This window comes from Streptomyces sp. NPDC005485 (genome assembly GCF_040606085.1).
Classification (GTDB): domain Bacteria; phylum Actinomycetota; class Actinomycetes; order Streptomycetales; family Streptomycetaceae; genus Streptomyces.
In genome coordinates this window covers 1-17,570 of record NZ_JBEXDZ010000033.1, presented here as the reverse complement: position 1 = coordinate 17,570, position 17,570 = coordinate 1, and the positions used below count along the sequence as shown (strand labels likewise).

At 72.6% G+C, this 17,570-nt stretch carries 15 protein-coding genes; 10 read left to right on the top strand and 5 right to left on the bottom strand.

The window, feature by feature from the left end; genetic code table 11:
• Positions 1 to 139 precede the first annotated feature (139 nt).
• Positions 140 to 595: a hypothetical protein gene (locus ABZS97_RS14070; RefSeq protein WP_356137245.1), complete on the top strand. Its 456-nt coding sequence runs from the start codon at positions 140 to 142 to the stop codon at positions 593 to 595.
• Positions 596 to 643: 48 nt separating this feature from the next.
• Here the strand turns inward: ABZS97_RS14070 and ABZS97_RS14065 are convergent, their stop codons facing one another.
• From ABZS97_RS14065 to ABZS97_RS14055, 3 genes are read right to left on the bottom strand one after another with little or no spacing between them, the layout of a single operon-like run.
• The gene (locus tag ABZS97_RS14065) at positions 644 to 1,921 is read right to left on the bottom strand and encodes an alpha-glucoside ABC transporter substrate-binding protein (protein WP_356137243.1); all 1,278 of its coding nucleotides are present in this window, start codon (positions 1,919 to 1,921) and stop codon (positions 644 to 646) included.
• The gene (locus ABZS97_RS14060) at positions 1,918 to 3,081 is read right to left on the bottom strand and encodes a hypothetical protein (RefSeq protein ID WP_356137241.1); all 1,164 of its coding nucleotides are present in this window, start codon (positions 3,079 to 3,081) and stop codon (positions 1,918 to 1,920) included. The genes ABZS97_RS14065 and ABZS97_RS14060 overlap by 4 nt, the downstream gene beginning before the upstream one ends.
• 47 nt (positions 3,082 to 3,128) lie before the next feature.
• Complete coding sequence (locus ABZS97_RS14055) at positions 3,129 to 5,429, bottom strand: tetratricopeptide repeat protein (protein ID WP_356137239.1); 2,301 nt, start codon at positions 5,427 to 5,429, stop codon at positions 3,129 to 3,131.
• 139 nt (positions 5,430 to 5,568) lie between these two features.
• Here ABZS97_RS14055 and ABZS97_RS14050 point away from each other — a divergent pair, with 139 nt between their 5' ends.
• The 5 genes from ABZS97_RS14050 (at position 5,569) to ABZS97_RS14030 (ending at position 12,011) form a co-directional block, all read left to right on the top strand.
• On the top strand, positions 5,569 to 5,907 hold the full coding sequence (locus ABZS97_RS14050) for a nuclear transport factor 2 family protein (protein WP_356137237.1): 339 nt from the start codon (positions 5,569 to 5,571) through the stop codon (positions 5,905 to 5,907).
• 184 nt (positions 5,908 to 6,091) lie between these two features.
• Positions 6,092 to 6,868 carry an NPP1 family protein gene (locus ABZS97_RS14045; protein WP_356137235.1) on the top strand — a complete coding sequence of 259 codons (777 nt, stop codon included), beginning with the start codon at positions 6,092 to 6,094 and terminating at the stop codon, positions 6,866 to 6,868.
• Between the two features lie 252 nt (positions 6,869 to 7,120).
• Positions 7,121 to 8,317: an MFS transporter gene (locus tag ABZS97_RS14040; RefSeq protein WP_356137233.1), complete on the top strand. Its 1,197-nt coding sequence runs from the start codon at positions 7,121 to 7,123 to the stop codon at positions 8,315 to 8,317.
• A 65-nt stretch (positions 8,318 to 8,382) separates the two neighbouring features.
• A complete protein-coding gene (locus ABZS97_RS14035; protein WP_356137231.1) occupies positions 8,383 to 10,818 on the top strand; it encodes a beta-galactosidase in 2,436 nt (811 codons plus the stop codon).
• Positions 10,819 to 10,928: 110 nt separating this feature from the next.
• Positions 10,929 to 12,011, top strand: a complete 1,083-nt coding sequence (locus ABZS97_RS14030; RefSeq protein WP_356137229.1) for a LacI family DNA-binding transcriptional regulator — start codon at positions 10,929 to 10,931, stop codon at positions 12,009 to 12,011.
• Positions 12,012 to 12,017: 6 nt separating this feature from the next.
• Here the strand turns inward: ABZS97_RS14030 and ABZS97_RS14025 are convergent, their stop codons facing one another.
• Both ABZS97_RS14025 and ABZS97_RS14020 read right to left on the bottom strand, forming a co-directional pair.
• Complete coding sequence (locus ABZS97_RS14025) at positions 12,018 to 13,505, bottom strand: HAMP domain-containing sensor histidine kinase (protein WP_356137227.1); 1,488 nt, start codon at positions 13,503 to 13,505, stop codon at positions 12,018 to 12,020.
• Entirely contained in the window at positions 13,502 to 14,200 is a 699-nt protein-coding gene (locus tag ABZS97_RS14020; RefSeq protein WP_356137225.1) for a response regulator transcription factor, read from the bottom strand. Before ABZS97_RS14020 ends, ABZS97_RS14025 begins: the two co-directional genes overlap by 4 nt.
• A 152-nt stretch (positions 14,201 to 14,352) precedes the next feature.
• Between ABZS97_RS14020 and ABZS97_RS14015 the strand changes: the two genes are divergently transcribed.
• From ABZS97_RS14015 to ABZS97_RS14000, 4 genes are all read left to right on the top strand, one after another.
• The gene (locus ABZS97_RS14015) at positions 14,353 to 15,690 is read left to right on the top strand and encodes a ferredoxin reductase family protein (protein WP_356137223.1); all 1,338 of its coding nucleotides are present in this window, start codon (positions 14,353 to 14,355) and stop codon (positions 15,688 to 15,690) included.
• Between the two features lie 10 nt (positions 15,691 to 15,700).
• Positions 15,701 to 16,396 (top strand): FMN-binding protein, encoded by a 696-nt coding sequence (locus ABZS97_RS14010; RefSeq protein WP_356137221.1) that lies wholly within the window; start codon positions 15,701 to 15,703, stop codon positions 16,394 to 16,396.
• 1 nt (position 16,397) lies between these two features.
• Entirely contained in the window at positions 16,398 to 17,159 is a 762-nt protein-coding gene (locus ABZS97_RS14005; protein WP_356137219.1) for an FAD:protein FMN transferase, read from the top strand.
• Positions 17,156 to 17,570 (top strand): DUF6086 family protein (locus ABZS97_RS14000; protein ID WP_356137217.1); only part of this gene is annotated, 415 nt, incomplete at its 3' end. The genes ABZS97_RS14005 and ABZS97_RS14000, both read left to right, overlap by 4 nt.

Below are 17,570 nucleotides of genomic sequence, written 5' to 3'. Positions count from 1 at the left end.
CGAAGGCCCTCGTACTGGACGTACTTGGGTCTTCGGCCGGTGCGGCGAGGGTGCGTGCCGGGCGCCGTGGGTGCTGTGCGGGGCTTTCAAAACACCCCCTAGGGTCGGGATGTCGTATCGGAGAGCTGGTGAGAGCGCGATGTCAGTCAGCAGAGCCCGGCGGTGGATGCAGCCGAGCACTCACCAGGTGCGGCTGATGGCCGCCGGTGAGTGGTGGGACGCCGTACGCGTGCCGCTCACCCTCGGGAACACGGCGCTGGAACACCTCGGGGATCAGACGGGAGCCGTGATCAAGGACGGCTACGGCAGCTGCCTGTACTGGCTGATCAGCCCGGGCGACCCAGCCGAATGGCACCTCGCGCAGGTGAAGGTCCTGGGCCCGGGCAGCCATGTGGCCGTGCCCCCGCTGCACCGCGTTACGGGCCCGGGCCTGTACTGGCAGGTCCCCCGTCACCCGCCCGCGAGTGGACGAGTGCCGCCCTCCTGCACGCCGAGCTCCGCACCTCCCTCCCGCCCGAGACGCGCCACCATGAGCCGGAGGCGTGCCCCCACGAGATGCGCCCCATCCCCTGAACGCCTGCCCCGGCCGACCTGAGCCCGGCCGGGGCGGGACCCCTCGTACGGTGTTGACCACCAGCCGGGGTCACCCGCCGGGGCTCGCGCAGATGTCCTCGGGCGGCCGGAACGAGCGGTCGTCGGCCGGATCCTCGGTCACCTGGGTGCGTACGGTGTCCAACTGCTGGAGCAGTGGGGTGAGACGGCGGTCCGTGGGGTCCCGGAAGAACTCCAGGACCGCGCGGTGGAAGGCGTCCCGGAGTTCGGGCGGCATCACGTCCGAGGCGTCGAAGCAGAGCGTGCGGGCGCGTGAGTTGAGCAGGGTGTCGATCTCCCGCTCGGCCGGGCTCGCGGGGGCCATCGGCGTGAGGCCCGTCGTGTTCGGGAACAGCGGGCGCACGTCCGGGTCCGCCTGTGCCCGCCAGCGCTCCCGGCCGGCCGGGCTGGAGAGCCGCTCCACCAGTTCCTGGGCCGCCGGGTCGTCGCTGAAGACGGCGGCCATGTCACCGGCGACCTCGAACGCGTCGCGGTTCTCGGCCGGCCCGCCCAGGAACCCGGCCGACGGCTCCACCCGGACGTCGTCGCCCGCGTACACGTACCGGATGAAGGCGCTCTGGTGCTCGTGGGTGCAGCCGAACCCGGGGGAGTCCAGCAGACCCCGCGGCCCGGCGGGCCCGGACGTGCCCTCGTACGACGTGCTGAGGGACCGCTCGATCGACGTCGCCGAGCGCCCGCCGAGCAGCCGCGCCCAGGTCGTCCAGGCCCGCCGGACGGCCGGGTCGCGCCAACTGAGCCTGCTCGTCGCCCAGTTCGTGTAGATCGCCGGGCCCGCCTGATGGAGCAGGATGTCCTCGATCCAGTCGGTGCCGGGCCAGCCGGAGGTGGCCTGGGAGGCGAGTCCCACACACCACTTCGGGTCGCTGTCCGACGTTCCCCGCTTGCTCCACACCAGGCTCTTCAGGTCGACCTTCAGCGGCACCCAGTAGGTCCGGCGCCTGCCGTCCACCAGCAGTGTCGGCGCCCACGGCGGGTACGCCCGCTCGGCGGTCTCCTCCGCGAGGGGCGTCAAACGGTCCCGGCGGGCGTACTCCGTGAGTTCCCCGATGCTGTTGAGGATCGCCACGTCCGGCGGGTCGCCGGCCTCCAGCTGTGAGACGAGCGTCTCACGGAGCGAGCGGGTGCCCTCGTACGTGTAAGTCCTGCCGCTTCCGTCGTCCAGCCGTTCCAGGGCGGCTTCGAAGGCCTGGCCCTCCGCCCCGGTCCACGGGCCCAGGACGACAAGGGGGGCGGGCGTGTCCGTCGCGCAACCGGGCACGAGGGCGAGCAGACAGGCCGCGACGACCAGGGCGCGCACGACACGGCTCATGAGACGGCTCCCGTGCGGGTCACCGCGAGGTACTCGCGGCGGTAGGTGTGCAGCGCGGCGCCGATGATCCCTGCGGCGACCAGGCCCGTGGGGAACACGAAGGGCGCGGCCCCGTCCAGGAAGGCGAGCCGCCCTTCGGCGAGACCGACGTCGAGGCGGTCCGCCAGTACCTCGACGGCCCGCGGGTCCGGGCCGTCGAAGGGGCGTTCCTCGGTGATCGTCTCGGTCTCGGGCGAGGTCCGCTCGGCGAGCGCGTACGCCACCGGGACGGCCGCGGCCTGGGCGTGCTGGGCGAGCAGTGCGTCGAGCGTCAGGAGCGGTACGGCGAGCAGCGGCAGTGCGGCGGCCACCAGCGGAACGCTGAGCCGGATCCGGAAGCGGTGGTGCAGGAAGGACACGGTCCGCCAGAGCCCGGCGGCCAGCAGCAGAAGGGCGACCCCGGAGACGACGGCGGCGGCGAGCACACCCGCGCCCCAGCCGGCCCGGTCCGCGAGCCGCTCGCGCAGCCGCCGCTCCAGGCCCGACACCCGGTCCACGATCGAGGTCGCACCCGCGTCGGTCGTGGGCGGACAGGGAGGGTAGCGGTCACCCTTGTCCGCGGCCGCGACCGGCGCCGAACAGAGCATGCTGCGCGCGTACGTCAGCTCGGCGGCCCGCAGGACCGGATCGGCCGCGTCCCCCTGGGCCCGGCCGATCCAGCCCGTGTAGTCCACGACCAGCGCGGACACGACCCGCAGTTCCTGCTCCTCCGCCACGGTCAGCGCCCCGCTGCGGGTGACCGCGTTCAGGCTCTGGGTCGCCCGCGCCACCCGTGTCCGGTACCGCTCGCTGAGCCCGCTGAGCTCCGCCGCCCGGCCCTCGGCGAGGTTCTGCTCCGCCTCGCCCTGCGCGATGAACAGCGACGCCTTGGTGTGGGCGAGACCGACGAGCGCGGGCGTCAGCCGGTCGCGCACATACGCCGAGTCGCCCCGCACGTCCGCGTAGGCCCAGCCGAACGCCCCGAAGGCCACGACGGCGAGCAGCGGCAGCGCGACGAGCCGGTCCCGCAGATACCCGCGGTTGCGCCGGCCCGCCGCCGACGGCCACGCGTAGCGCCGGAGGCGGCGGGCGAGTTCGGCGGCCACGGCGCCGACGGCCCGGGCCCCGCGCAGAAGGCGCACGGGCCGTCGGGTGACGGCACCCGCGCCCCTCGGCCTGCCGGCGCGGTTCACCCGCGGGCCGTCCGGGTGTTGCCCCCCGACGACGCCGGACGGGCGATCGTGCGGAGCCAGTTGGTGACGCGCCTTCCGAACCAGGGGCTGTCCCTGTGGTGTCGGAAGGCGAGCGGACGGACCTCGTAGGCGCGGTCCAGAAGGGTCTCGGCGACGGCCGCGTCCGCGAGGGCGGCGGACCGGGCGGCCTGGTGGGCGAGGGAGAGATAGAGGCGGGAGAGATCCTTGCGGAGGCCGGGTTCGTCGGACGGCAGCGCGAGCCGTACGTCGGCGCCCGCGGCCAGCGCGGCAAGGCCCGGCGCGTCGAGGGCACCTCGCGTGAGCGCGCCCCGCACGGCCTCCCACACCTCCGTCGTCATCCGCACCCTGGCCTGCTCGTCGGTGAGCCCGTGCGCGTGGAACAGCCGGGCCAGCCGCTCCAGCACCTCGCGGAGCCGCTCGGTCACCTCCTCCGGCTGCGCGGCGGTGCGCACGTGCTCGACTCCGATGCGCACGGCGGCCGTCCGCGCGGCGGTCCGGTGCCGCGAGTGCTGCGGGACCGCGTCGAGCGCCCGTACCGCCTCGTCCAGTGCCCGTTCGCCGCCCAGCGCGAGGTGGGCCCGCGCCGCACCGAACGCGGCGCTGCCCAGCGACGGGTTGCGCAGCCGCACCGCCTCGTGGAACGTCAGCGCCTCCTGCCACCGGCCCAGCCGCTCGGCGCAGTACCCGAGCGCGAGCTTCGGCGCGTACTCGCCCGGGATCGCCGCGAACACCTCGTCGAAGTGCCCCCGTGCCGACGCCACTTGATCCCGGCCGAGCGCGAGCAGCCCGCGGTGCCAGTCGAGCCGCCAGTCGTACGGAGCGCGCCGCGGCCCGATCAGTGCCTCGGCGGACCGCAGTTCCCGTTCGGCCGCCGCGGTTCCGCCGCCGCGCACCCTCAACCGCAGGCGGCAGCGCAGCAGATGGACCTCGGGCGAGTCCCGCCAGTCCCCGGTGTGCTGGAGCAGTGCCTCCGGGGCGGCGTCGGCCAGCCTGCTCAACTGCGCGTGGTGGTCGTCGTACGGATCGGGCCGCGGGACGGGCAGCCGCTGGGCGACCTCGGCGGGCGAGGGCGGCGCGTACACCGTGGGGGCGTCCGGCGCTGCCCAGCGGGCCAGGGGCGGCGCGGATCCGAGTGCGCCGTCGAGGGCGTACGACGACTGGAGGAAGAGCGGTGACGGTTCGAAGGTCTCCGTTCCGGTGCGCAGTGAGCGCAACTCGCGGAACACACCCCTCAGTTGCTCCTCCATCTCGCGGGCGGAGGCGAACCGCTCGGCCCGCTTGTCACGGGTCGCCCGGTGCAGCACACGTGCCAGGGAGAGGAGGCCGAGCCCGCGGGGAGGCGGAGCCGTCATCCGGTCGGCCTCCGGGAAGGCGCCCGGGGTGTCCAGCCGCCCGAGCACGTCCAAACAGCCCAGCTCCCCGAGATCCTCCGGCGACCGGCCAAGGCCGCTCAGCCGGCGCAGGGTCTCGCCGAGGCTGAACAGGTCGTCCTGGCCGGTGGATTCGCCGTTCGGGCCCACGGTCGGGGCGCAGAAGCCCTCGGTGGTGTGGCCGGGCAGGTTCGCCGGGCGCACACTCCCCACGTCGATGATCTTTGTCGTGGTGCCGTCGTGCATGACGTTGTCGGGTTTCAGGTCGCCGTAGACCTTGCCGGGCCGGTGGGTGTGCAGATAGCCGAGCGCGGACAGGACCCGCACTCCGTAGGCGAGCACGAACTCGTGGAAGCGGCCGCCGCCGAACTCGTCCGGGTTCACCTGGGCCCGCGCCCGCACCTCCTCCAGGGTGAGCCCGTCGACGTACTGCAGGACGAGGAAGTCCCCGACCTCGGGATGGTGCCCGTAGTTGAAGACGCGGATGATGTCGTCGTGGCCCAGGTCGACCAGGGCGCGCCGCTCCCGGGCCAGGGCGCCCGCCGCGGCCGCGGCCTGCTGGGGGTGCAGGATCTTGACGGCGACCTCGCGGTTGTCGACCTTGGTGTCGAGCGCGAGGTGGACCTCGCCCATTCCGCCGTAGCCGAGCGGCCGGATCAACCGGTACTGCCCGGCGAGGAGTTCTCCCTCCGGCAGGGGCAGCGCGTCCGGGTCACCGCCGAGCGCCGCGGCGCGCTCCAGCAGGGTGATCGTGGGCAGCAGGACCGGATCGGGGCTCTCCTCGGGCAGTTCCACCTGTGCGGCCCGCAGGAAGACGGGCGGCTGCCCGGCGACGACGAGCGGACCGAACGACCCACCGGAGTCCGGGAGTTCACCGGATCCGCCCATGCCCGAAGCCCCCTCCATGCGACCTCAGGATAGACGCGCGGGCCAGGAATGACCCCCGTGTCGCATGGGGAGGTGATGTGCCCGAGGAGACGGGGTCCCGGTCCTATGGTGGGGGCCGGGGGCACGGGGGAGCAGTCGTCCGGCCTAGGAGATCAGCATGATGGACAGCCCGACCAGCGTCGTCGAAGCGGCGTTTCGCCACTACAGGTCACAGGACCGCGATGCGGCGCTCCCGCTGTACGCCGCCGACTTCACGTTCACCAGCCCACGGGACGACCACATCGACAAGGCCGCGTTCTTCGAGCGGTGCTTCCCGACGGCGGACCGCTTCAAGGAGCAGCGGTTGCTGCACGTCACCCCCGTGGACCGGGAACTCGTCCTCGTCCACTACGAGTACGAGCTCATGACGGGCGGCCGCTACCGCAACGTCGAGGCGATCACGGTCCGGGACGGACTCATCCGCGAGGTGCAGGTCTTCTTCGGCGGCGCCGTGTGAGCCGACCGGCCCCGATGACCTGATACCGACGCCCGCCGGACCACCCGGCGGGCGTTGATCAGTTCGGTGAAAAGCCGCCGCGAGTTTGGTAGAAAGCCCTTCCATCGCTCGCTCGACTTGCCAGTCTCGGTCCCGCACCCGGATGTCATGTCCGGAACGAGCGGACCGTCGACTGGAGCCCCCCATGCCCCGAGCAGTCAGCAGCAGAAGGACCTTCCGCCTCGCGAGGGCCGCCGCCGTCACCGGCAGCGTCACCGCCCTGACCGTCGCCCTGTCGGGCAGCGCCTCCGCGGGCGTCCTGCAGAACCTGCCCGAGAACGCGACCGCCTTCCAGAAGAACTTCGAGCCCGTGTACGACTACGACTCGGACAGCTGCTACCCGGCCGCCGCGATCGACCCGAGCGGCAACCTCAACGGCGGCCTCAAGCCGACCGGTTCGGTCACCGGCGAGTGCCGCAGCGGCCACCTGGGCAAGGCCAACACCTACTCGCGGGCCAAGTGCAACAACGGCTGGTGCGGGATCGTCTACGCCAGCTACTTCGAGAAGGACGAGGCCTCGCCCGGCATCGGCCACCGGCACGACTGGGAGTGCATGGTCGTCTGGGTCAAGCAGGGCGCCGACACCCCGTCCTACCTGTCGGCCTCCGCACACGGCGGCTTCAGCACCCATCCGATCGCCGACGTCCCGATGAGCGGGCAGCGTGTCGAGGCCGTCTACCACAAGGACGGTGCGAGCACCCACGCCTTCCGGTTCGCCAAATGGGGCGAGACCCCGGAGAACGACACCGGCGCCTGGCACCAGGAGAACCTGCTCACCTGGGACAACATGGCGTCCAACCTGCGGAACATCCTCAACGCCTCCGACTGGGGCAGCGCCAACTTCCCGCTCCAGGACTCGAAGTTCGCCGACCACCTGAACAAGGCCAAGCCGGGCGACATCACGTTCGACCCGTACGCCTGACGGACGAGTCGGGCCGGGAGCCGATCGCCCTCGCGAAAGAGGGCCTGCCGGTCGACTCCCGGCTTGCCGCTCTCCGCGGCGCGCCGCCCGATTCCCGCCCGCCACCCCAACTCACGCTGCCCACAGACCCGCAGGGGATCTTGACGCCGATGATGTTACCGGTAACATCATCGGCGTCCGGGGATCAGCCCGGGAGTCAGCCCGGGAGTCAGTCCGGGAATCACCGTCCCCTTCTCCTCACCTGGAGACCGCGTGACCGATCAACCGACCGCACAGCGGGTCACGGCGGAGCGGGGCGCGCCGGACGCACCGGTGTTCAGCCCGGCCGCAGTGGTCGCGTCCTGCGTGGGCTTCGTGCTCATCGGCGCGCTCCAGGCGCTCTACGGCCCCGCGATCCCCGCCCTGCGCGAGGAGTTCGGGCTCTCCCCGTCGGCCGCGGGGCTCGGGCTGAGCGCCCACTTCGTCGGCGGTGTGGCCGGTGTGCTGCTCTTCGACCGGCTCTACGGGCGTCTCGGCAACCGGCAGATCCTCGGGGCCTCGTACTTGCTCATGGCCGTCGGCGCGGCGGGCTTCGCGCTCGCGCCCGGCTGGCCCGCCGCTCTGGCGTCGGCGCTGCTCGCGGGGCTCGGTTTCGGCGGGATCGACTACGGCCTCAACCAGCTGTTCGCCGTCGGGTTCGGGCGCCGGTCGGCCGCGATGCTGAACATCCTCAACGCGCACTTCGGCGTCGGCGCGATCCTCGGTCCCGCCCTGATCGCGGCGGTGGGCGCCGAGCACTACCCGGCCCTCTTCCTCGGCTTCGCGCTCGTCGACCTGCCGCTGTTGCTGTGCCTGAAGGGCGTACGGGACAAGGCGCCGCAGCCGGCCGATGCGGCGCCCGAGGGCGGCGGGCCGGCGCTCGGCCGCAGCCTCGGCTCGGTGCTCGGCGTGTTCGTCGCCCTCTACGTCCTGCACGTGGGCATCGAGGCGGGCGTCGGCGGCTGGGAGCCCACGCACCTGGAGACGGTCGGCTACGGCGCGGGTGTCGCCGCCACCGCCACCTCCGTCTACTGGCTGATGATGACCGTCGGCCGCTTCCTGGTCGCCCCGGTCGCGCTGCGCTTCTCCGCCCCGGCCATCATCACCGTCTCGTGCGCGGGCATGACGGTCTGCCTGCTGCTGGCCGCGGTGCCGGGCCTCGCGCCGTACGCGTACGCCGGTGTCGGTCTGTTCATCGCGCCGATCTTCCCGACAGGCCTGCCCTGGCTGCACCGGGCCGCCCCACGGGCCCGCCGGGCGGGCGCGGTCGTCATCGCCGCGTCCATGGTCGGCGGCGTCGCGGCGGGACCGGCGCTCGGCAAGGCCATCGAGTGGTCCGGCGTCCGAACGGTCCCGCTCCTGCTGTGCGCCCTGTCGGCGCTGTGCCTGACAGCCACCCTTTGGCTCGTCCGCACCACCCGGCCTGACTGAAACACACCTCCGTACGGCCCCGTTGAAGAACGCCCGCGTACGCCCCAGCGAAGGGAAGACTCCGCATGTCGGCCCGGTCCCCGCACCGCCTGAAACTGCCCGCGCCCGCCGCACCCCCGCTGACCGGGCACCTCCCCTTCGCCGACGCCCCCGGTGTGCCCGACCCGATCGCGGTGACCAGCCGTTGGCTCACGCGCGGCGGCCGCCCCTGGTTCCCGGTCTCGGGAGAATTCCACTACTCCCGCTACCCGGCCCGGGACTGGCAGGAGGAGCTGCTGAAGATGAAGGCGGGCGGGGTGACGGCCGTGGCGAGCTACGTCATCTGGATCCACCACGAGGAGGTGGAGGGACAGGTCCGCTTCGACGGCGACCGCGACCTGCGGCGCTTCGCCGAACTCTGCGCCCGCCACGGCCTCGACTTCATCCCCCGCATCGGCCCCTGGTCCCACGCCGAGGTACGGGGCGGCGGCCTGCCCGACTGGCTGCTCGCCCGCGCCTGCACGCCCCGCACCGACGATCCCGCCTATCTGGAGCCCGTACGCCGCTGGTTCGGGGCCGTCGCCGAGCAGCTGAGCGGTCTCGACCGGACCCACGGCGGCCCGATCGTCGCCATCCAGATCGAGAACGAGCTGTACGACCAGCCCGGCCATCTCCTCACCCTGAAGCGGATGGCGCAGGAAGCCGGACTGAGCGCGCCGCTGTGGACGTCGACGGCCTGGGGCGGGGTCCGACTCCCGCCCGACGAACTGCTTCCGCTGTACGGCGGCTACACCGAGGCGTTCTGGACGGAGGCCGCCGGCGGCTGGCCCGACACCTGCCGCAAACACTTCTTCTTCACCCACCAGCGCGACGACGAGGGCATCGGCGCCGATCTGCGCCCGACCTCCGTACGCGGGGGCGAACCGGACGCCTTCGCCGACCGATTTCCCTGGGCCACCTGCGAGTTGGGCGGCGGCATGGCCGTGGCCTACCACCGACGCCCCCGCGTCGAGCCCGACGACGTGGGCGCGCTCGGCCTCACCAAGATCGGCTGCGGCTCGGTGTGGCAGGGGTTCTACATGTTCCACGGCGGCACCAACCCCGCCGGTGAACTCGGCACGCTCCAGGAGTCCCACGCCACCGGCTACCCGAACGACCTGCCTGTTCTGACCTACGACTTCCAGGCGCCGCTCGGCGAGTACGGCCAGTACCGGGCCTCGTATCACCAACTGCGCCTGCAGCACCTCCTGTTGGCCGACTTCGGACACCTTCTCGCGCCCATGACATCGGTGCTTCCCGAGCGGCAGCCCGTGGGGCAGCGGGACCGCGACACCCTGCGCTGGGCCGTCCGCGCCGACGGCACATCCGGCTTCCTCTTCGTCAACAACCACCAGCCGCACGAGCAGTTGCCCGCCCACCCGGACACGTCGTTCACGGTGGAGTTCCCGGGCGCCACCGCCATGACCCTGCCCAGCACGCCCGTCACCGTCCCCGAAGGGGCCTATTTCTGCTGGCCGTTGCGGCTCGACATCGCCGGGCTGCGGCTCGAGTGGGCCACCGCGCAGCCCGTGTGCACGGTCGACGACCACGGGCGTACCGTCCTCGTCCTCGCCGCCACCGACGGCATCGCCCCCGAACTCGCCCTGGACGCCCGCACGGTGACCTCCGTCGAAGCACCCTCAGGTGAGACCGCACTCCTCGGGGACCAGATCCTCGTCACCGGGCTGCGCCCCGGCACCGACGCCCTCGTGGAGGTGCGGACGGCCGACGGCGGACGGGTCGGCCTGCTCGTCCTGGACGCGGCCACGGCACGCACCGTCTACCGGGGCGTCGCCTGGGGCGCCGAACGGCTGGTGCTCAGCGGCGACGGCGTCGTCTTCGACCATGACGAGGTCCGGCTGCACAGCCTCTCCGAGCAGCCCTCGTTCGCGGTGTTCCCGGCTCCGGAGCGGGCGCCGGTGGTGGCGGGCACGCCCGTGCGGGAGACCGCGGACGGCGTACTGACCCGCTGTACCGTGCCCGCCGACCCCGAGGACCGGGCCGGCGACCCGGGCGTCCGCCTGGTGCGAGCGGCGGGTCCGGCACCCGAGCCCGCGACGGGCGTACAGGACCGGGCGAGCGTGCCCGCCGACAAGTACTTCGACACCGTGGCCGCGGAGTACCGCATCGACCTCGGCGACATCATCGGCGTACCACCCCAAGGCCCTGCGGACGACCACCGGGACGGGGCACCGGAGCGGCGGACGCTGCTGCGCGTCCACTGGACCGGAGACGTGGCACGCGCGTACGTGGGCGACACCCTCGTCGCCGACCAGTTCTACTCCGGGCGCCGCTGGGACATCGGCCTCGACCGGCTGCCCGCCGAGGCGCTGCGCGCCCACGGGCTGCGGCTGCGGATTCTGCCGCTGCACGCGGACGCCCCGGTGTACGTACCCGAGGAGGCGGCCGGCGCGGCGGGCACGGCCGCGGTCGGGCACGCGGAGTGGGTCATCACCCGTCGCTGGGCGGTCCGGGAAGGCTGAAGGGGCCCACAGGGTCCACGGAATGAACCGGGCCCGCCCGGCCTATCCTGTGGACCGGACCGCCGGGACGAAGCGGCGGCCGCGGCAGCGGTGGTGAGGAAGCAGGCGTCATGACCCGAAGTGCCACCGGCGGCCCCGCTCCCAAGGGGCGCAGCCGACGCAACTTCGCGGGCGCACGCCCCGTGATGGACGACGTGGCGCGACTGGCCGGCGTCTCCAAACAGACCGTCTCCCGGGTGCTCAACGACCACCCGGCCGTCCGCCCCGAGACCCGCGAGACCGTACGGGAGGCCATGCGCTCGCTCGGCTACCGCCCCAGCCGCAGCGCGCGTTCGCTGGCCAGCGGGCGGACCCGGATGCTCGGCGTGATCTCCTTCGACGCGGCACGCTACGGGCCCGCCTCCGTCCTGACCGCGATCAACACCGCGGCCCAGCAGGCCGGTTACCTGGTCAGCTCCATTGCCCTCGACTCGGCGGACCGGAACACGGTGGTGGACGCCGTGCACCGGCTGTCGGGCGAGGGCGCGGACGGGGTCATCGCCATCGCCCCGCAGCGCCGGGTCGGGCGCGCGCTGGCCGAGGCCCGCCCCGACAGTCCCGACACCCCGCTGGTGGTACTGGAGAGCGACCTGGGAGACGGCACGCCGCTGGTCACCGCGGACTCCCGGGAGGGGGCCCGCAAGGCCACCGAGCACCTCCTCGGCCTCGGCCACGCCACCGTCTGGCACATCGCGGGCCCGACGGGATGGATCTCCGCCGACCAGCGCGCGGCCAGTTGGCGGGCCTGCCTGGAAGCGGCCGGCGCGGAGGTGCCCGAACCCCTCGTCGGCGACTGGAGTGCCGACTCCGGCTACGAACTGGGCCGCCGGCTGGCCCAGCGTCCCGAGGTCACGGCCGTCTTCGCCTCCAACGACCAGATGGCGCTGGGCGTGCTGCGCGCCTTCCACGAGGCCGGGCGCCAGGTCCCCGCCGACGTCAGCGTGGTGGGCTACGACGACATCCCCGAGGCCGCACATCTGCTGCCCCCGCTGACCACCGTCCGCACCGACTTCGCCGAGATCGGCACACGCGCGCTGCGCCTCCTGCTCGACCGGATCGACGGCCCGGACACCCCCCGACAGGGGGAGTCCTTCGTCCCCGTCGAACTCGTCGTCCGCCGCAGCACGGGCCCGGTACCGCACCGCACGCCCTGAGGGCCCTCAGGGCCGCCCGGAGAGCGGGATACCGATGACGAAGACCGTCGCGCCCGGTGCGCCGGTCAGCTCCAGGGTGCCGCCGTGGGCCCGCACCAGCGAGCGGGCGACCGCGAGGCCCAGGCCGCTGCCGCCGCGGTCGCGGCTGCGGGCCTTGTCGACGCGGTAGAAGCGGTCGAAGACCCGCTCCCGGTCGGCGGCGGCAATGCCCGGGCCCGCGTCGGCGATCCGCACCCGGGCGATGCCGGTCGACGGCGAACCCCCCACCGGCTCCTGCGCCGGCACATCGACCGACACATCGACCGACACCGCCGTCCCGGCCGGCGTGTGCACCGCGGCGTTGGTGAGCAGGTTGTCCAGTACCTGGCGGATACGCAGTGGATCGAGGCGCAGCCGCACGGGGCCGGGAGACGCGGGCAGCGTCACCGTCAGCGGATGGCCGGGATGGCCCGCACGGAAGGCGTCCGCCGCCTGGCGCACCAGCTCCACCAGATCGGTGTCCTCCCACCGCAGCGGCGCCTCCACCTCGGCGGCGTCGAGGCGCGCGAGCAGCAGCAGGTCGTCCAGCAGGACGCCCATCCGGGCGGCCTCCGCACGCAGCCGGGCCAGGTGCCTGTCGCGCTCCTCGGGGGCGTTGGCGGCGGCGTACTGGAAGAGGTCCGCGTAGCCCCGTACGGACATCAGTGGTGTGCGCAGTTCGTGCGAGGCGTCCGCCACGAAACGGCGCAGCCGCTGCTCGGCCTCCGCCCGTACGGCGAGGGAGTCGTCGATGTGCTCCAGCATCGTGTTGAAGGCGGTGCGCAGTTCCTCGACCTCCGGGCCGCCGCCCCGCTTGTCGGCACGCAGCGGCAGCCGGGCCGCCGACTCGGTGAGGTCGTGCGAGGCGATGCCGTGGGCGGTGTGCGCCATGTCGCTCAGCGGGTTCAGACCGCGCTTGAGCATCCTGCGGCCGAACACCACCAGCGCCGCCAGCGCCAGCCCGAAGGCCACCACCTGCACCGTGATCAGCCGCCGTACCGTATCGTCGATGTCGTCCGTCGGCGCCCCGCTGACCAGCACCACACCCGGCTCGACCTCGCAGGCGCGCAGCCGGTACTCGCCCTCGCCGGTGATGTGCGCGGTGCGAAGCATCTCGGTGTCCGCGGCTGTCTGCGCCCTGGCCAGGGAGGTCAGGGGGGCGATGTCCTCGGGAAGGTCGCCGGCCTCCTCGGGCTTGCGGAGCACGGCGGTGCTTCCCGACACGTCGTACACCGCGTAGTACCAGCGGTAGTACTTCTTGCCCTGCAGCGTGCCGTTCTCCGCGATGCTCTTGGACTGGGCGACCTGGGCGAGCCCCAGCTGATCGTCGAGCTGGTTCGACAGGTAGTCCCGCATGTAGGTCGTCAGGGCCGTGCCGACGACGGCGAACACGGCCAGGGCCAGCGCCCCGAGACCCAGCGTCAGCCGGGTGCCGAGCCGCAGCCTGCGGTACGTCCGGCGCAGCCGCCCGATCACTCGGCCGCCTGCCGGATCACGTAACCGAAGCCTCGAACCGTCTGGATCAGCGGCTCGGCCGTGGTGTCGGCGGTGTCGAGCTTGCGGCGCAGCCGGCTGACGACCAGCTCGACGACGTTCGAGCGGCCCCCGAAGCCGTACTCCCAGACATGGTCGAGGATCTGCGCCTTGGTCATCACGGTCGGCGACTTGCGCATCAGGAAGCGCAGCACCTCGTACTCGGTGGGGGTGAGGGTGAACAGCCTGTCGCCGCGGCGCACCTCGCGGGTGTCCTCGTCCATGGTCAGGTCCGCGATCCGCAGCACCGACCGCTGGAAGGCGGGCCCGGCGCTGCGCCGCAGCACGGTCCGCAGCCGGGCCATCAGCTCCTCCACCGCGAACGGCTTGACCAGGTAGTCGTCACCGCCCCGGGTCAGCCCCGCCACCCGGTCGGCGACGCCGTCCCGCGCGGTGAGGAACACCACGGGCACCATCGTCCCGGAGCCGCGCAGCCGGTCCAGGACCCCGAAGCCGTCCACGTCCGGCAGCATCAGGTCGAGCACCACGATGTCCGGACGGAACTCGCCGGCCAGCCGCAGCGCCTCCTCACCGGAATTCGCGGTCACGGCGTCCCAGCCCTCGTAGCGGGCGACGGTCGCGACGAGATCGGCGATGGGCGGGTCGTCGTCCACGACGAGGAGGCGTACTTTTTCCACCCGCTCATAGTGCTTCACATGTCGGGTCAGGCCATATCGTCCGGCTCACAGCGGGCACATCGATAAGTACTTGAAAGTTGTCCGACAGCTTTTCGACAGCTCCGACCGGCCAAGCTCGGTTACCCAGGACCCGATCAAGGAGCTGCCGACCCGTGACGACCGTCCAATCGCCCCCCGCGCCCCCCACGGCGATACGGCCCAGGGTGGTGGCCCGTACGGGCCTGTACGCCGTTCTGGCCGCGAACGCGGCCGTGGTCGCCTACTTCTTCGCCGAAGCGGGCTTCGCCTCCAACGCCCTGATCGTGATCGGCCGCCTCGCCGGCCTCTACGGCGCCCTCGTCATGGCCTTCCAGCTGGTGCTGGTGGCCCGGCTGCCCTGGCTCGACCGGCGCATCGGCATGGACCGGCTGACCTCGTGGCACCGCTGGACCGGCTTCGCCCTGCTGTGGACGCTGCTCGCGCACGTCGTCTTCATCGTCTTCGGTTACGCCGACGGGACCGGTGTCGGCCCGGTCAGCGAGCTCGTCGACCTCGCCGAGACCACCGAAGGCGTGCTCCGCGCCATCGTCGCGCTCGGCATCATCCTCGTGGTCGGCGCCGTCTCGGCCCGCTACGCCCGCCGCCGCCTCGCCTACGAGACCTGGCACTTCATCCACCTGTACACCTACGTCGCCGTGGTGCTCGCCTTCACGCACCAGGTCGCGGTCGGTACGACGTTCACCTCGTCGTCCGCCGCGAAGACGTACTGGTACGGGGTGTGGGGCGTGGCCCTCGGCGCGGTGGCCCTGGGACGCCTCGTCCTGCCGCTGTGGCGCAACACCCGCCACCAGTTCCGTGTCTCCGCGGTCGTCCCCGAGTCCGACAACGTCGTCTCGATCCACATCACCGGCAAGGACCTGGACAAGCTGCCCGCGCAGGCCGGCCAGTTCTTCCTCTGGCGGTTCCTGACCCCCGACCGCTGGTGGCAGGCCAACCCCTTCTCCCTCTCCGCCGCCCCCGACGGCCGCACCCTGCGCCTCACGGCCAAGGCGGCCGGCGAGGGCAGCTCCGCGCTGCGGCACGTGAAGGTCGGCACGCGCGTCTTCGCCGAGGGCCCCTACGGCGCCTTCACCACCCTGCACCGCACGAAGCCGGAGGCCGTGCTCATCGCAGGCGGCGTGGGCGTCACCCCCATCCGGGCGCTGCTGGAGGACCTGCACGGCCACGCGGTCGTCATCTACCGGGTCGCCACCGAACGGGACGCCGTCCTCTACGACGAGCTGCGCGAACTCGCCCACGCCAAGGGCGCGGAGCTGCACCTGGTCACCGGCCCGGCCGTACCCGACAAGCTGGCGCCGCGCGAACTGGCCCGGCTGGTGCCGGACATCGGAGAACGTGACGTGTTCCTGTGCGGACCGCCGCCGATGATGAACGCGCTGCTGCGCACCCTCGGTGACCTGGGCGTGCCCAAGCCGCAGATCCACTTCGAGCGTTTCAGCCTGGCGGGATGAGAGAGACATCGTGAAGCGAGCCATACCTGTACTGGTCCTGAGCATCGCGGGCCTGATCCCCGTCTGGCGCTACGAGGCGTCGACGGGCACGACATCCACCGCCGCGCCCGCCCCGACGCCCTCCACGTCCTCGTCGGGCACCTCCGGCACCGTCGTCAAGGGAACGACGATCAAGACCGAGAAGGGCCCCGTGCAGGTCGAGGTGACTTTCGACGGGGACAGGATCGGCTCCGTGCGGATGTTGCAGCAGCCGAATCATCCGCAGACTACGGCGGCGGTGCCGAAGCTGGTCGCGGAGACGTTGTCGGCGCAGAGTGCGGACATCGACACGGTGTCCGGTGCGACGATCACGAGCGGCGCCTACAGGAAGTCCCTCCAGGCCGCGATCGACGCGAACGACAAGTCGGACTCCGCGTCCTCTCCCTCGGCTTCCGCCTCCGCGTCCTCGCAGACCGTGGCGGGTCCGACGGTCGACACCTCCAAGGGCCCCGTGCAGGTCGAGGTGTCCTTCGACGGGGACAGGATCGGCTCGGTGCGGATGTTGCAGCAGCCGAACCATCCGCAGACGACCGCGGCGGTGCCGAAGCTCGTCGCGGAGACGTTGTCGGCGCAGAGTGCGGACATCGACACGGTGTCCGGTGCGACGATCACGAGCGGCGCCTACAGGAAGTCCCTCCAGGCCGCCATCGACGCGAAGGGCGCCTGACGTGCGGCGCGTCGAGCACGTGATGGGTTTCCCCGTGTCGCTGCGGATCGACGACGAGGGGTTCCCGCAGGCGGCGGTGGACGAACTGTTCACCTGGCTGCGCGAGGTCGACGCCCGCTTCAGCCCGTTCAAGCCCGACAGCGAGGTGTCCCGGCTGGACCGGGGCGAGCTGTCGGACCCCAGTGAGGACCTCACCGAGGTCCTCGACCTGTGCGAGCACTACCGGGCGGCGACCGGCGGCGCCTTCGACGTACGTCTGCCCGGGCGCGGCCTCGACCCCTGCGCGGTGGTGAAGGGCTGGTCGGTGCAGCGGGGCGCGGAGCTGCTGACGGCGGCAGGCGCCCGGCGGTTCTGTCTGAACGCCGGTGGGGACGTGGTCGTTTCGGGCGGCCCCTGGCGGGTGGGCGTACGGCATCCCGAACACGCCGACCAGCTCTGTACGGTTCTGGAGCTCACCGACGCAGCCGTCGCGACCTCCGCGCGATACGAACGCGGCGACCACATCCTCGACGGCCGCACCGGGCGCCCGGCCACCGGGCTCCTCAGCCTCACCGTCGTCGCCCCGACCCTGACCGAGGCGGACTCCACGGCGACGGCGGCGTTCGCGATGGGGTCGGAAGGCGTCGAGTGGGCCGCCGGCCGGCAGGGCTGCGAGGTGTTCGCCGTGGACGCCGAGCGGCGCGTGCTGCGTACGTCTGGGTTCCCGGTGGCCGACGACTCCGCCACGACCGGGCGTGGCCGCGGTGCGATCATGGCGTCGTGAGCCAGTACTACGACCTGGGCGACCGGACGCTGTGGAACCCGTCCAACGGTGCCTCGCGACTGTTTCTTCGCCAAGTAGCCGTTCATGAGGCCGAGTTGGGCATGTCGTCCGGGATCGGCCCGATGGAGAACGACGAGTCCTTCCTCGACGCCGCCGCCTTCGCGGCCTTCGCCGACGCCCTGCTGGCGCGGCACCGGGCCACGACCCACGGCGTGGTGATCGCCCTGTCCGAGGGTTTCGTCGCCACGGTGCTGGTCCTCGCGGAGCGGGCGGACATCGAGGTGCGCTGGCCGACGAGCGACCCCGCCGCGAGCCCTGCACGCAGGGACGTCCAGGTGCCCGCGCCGCCCGCCCCCGACGCGGACGCGTGGACGGCGGCGCTGCGTGAGAAGGCGCGGGAGCTGGGCCGGT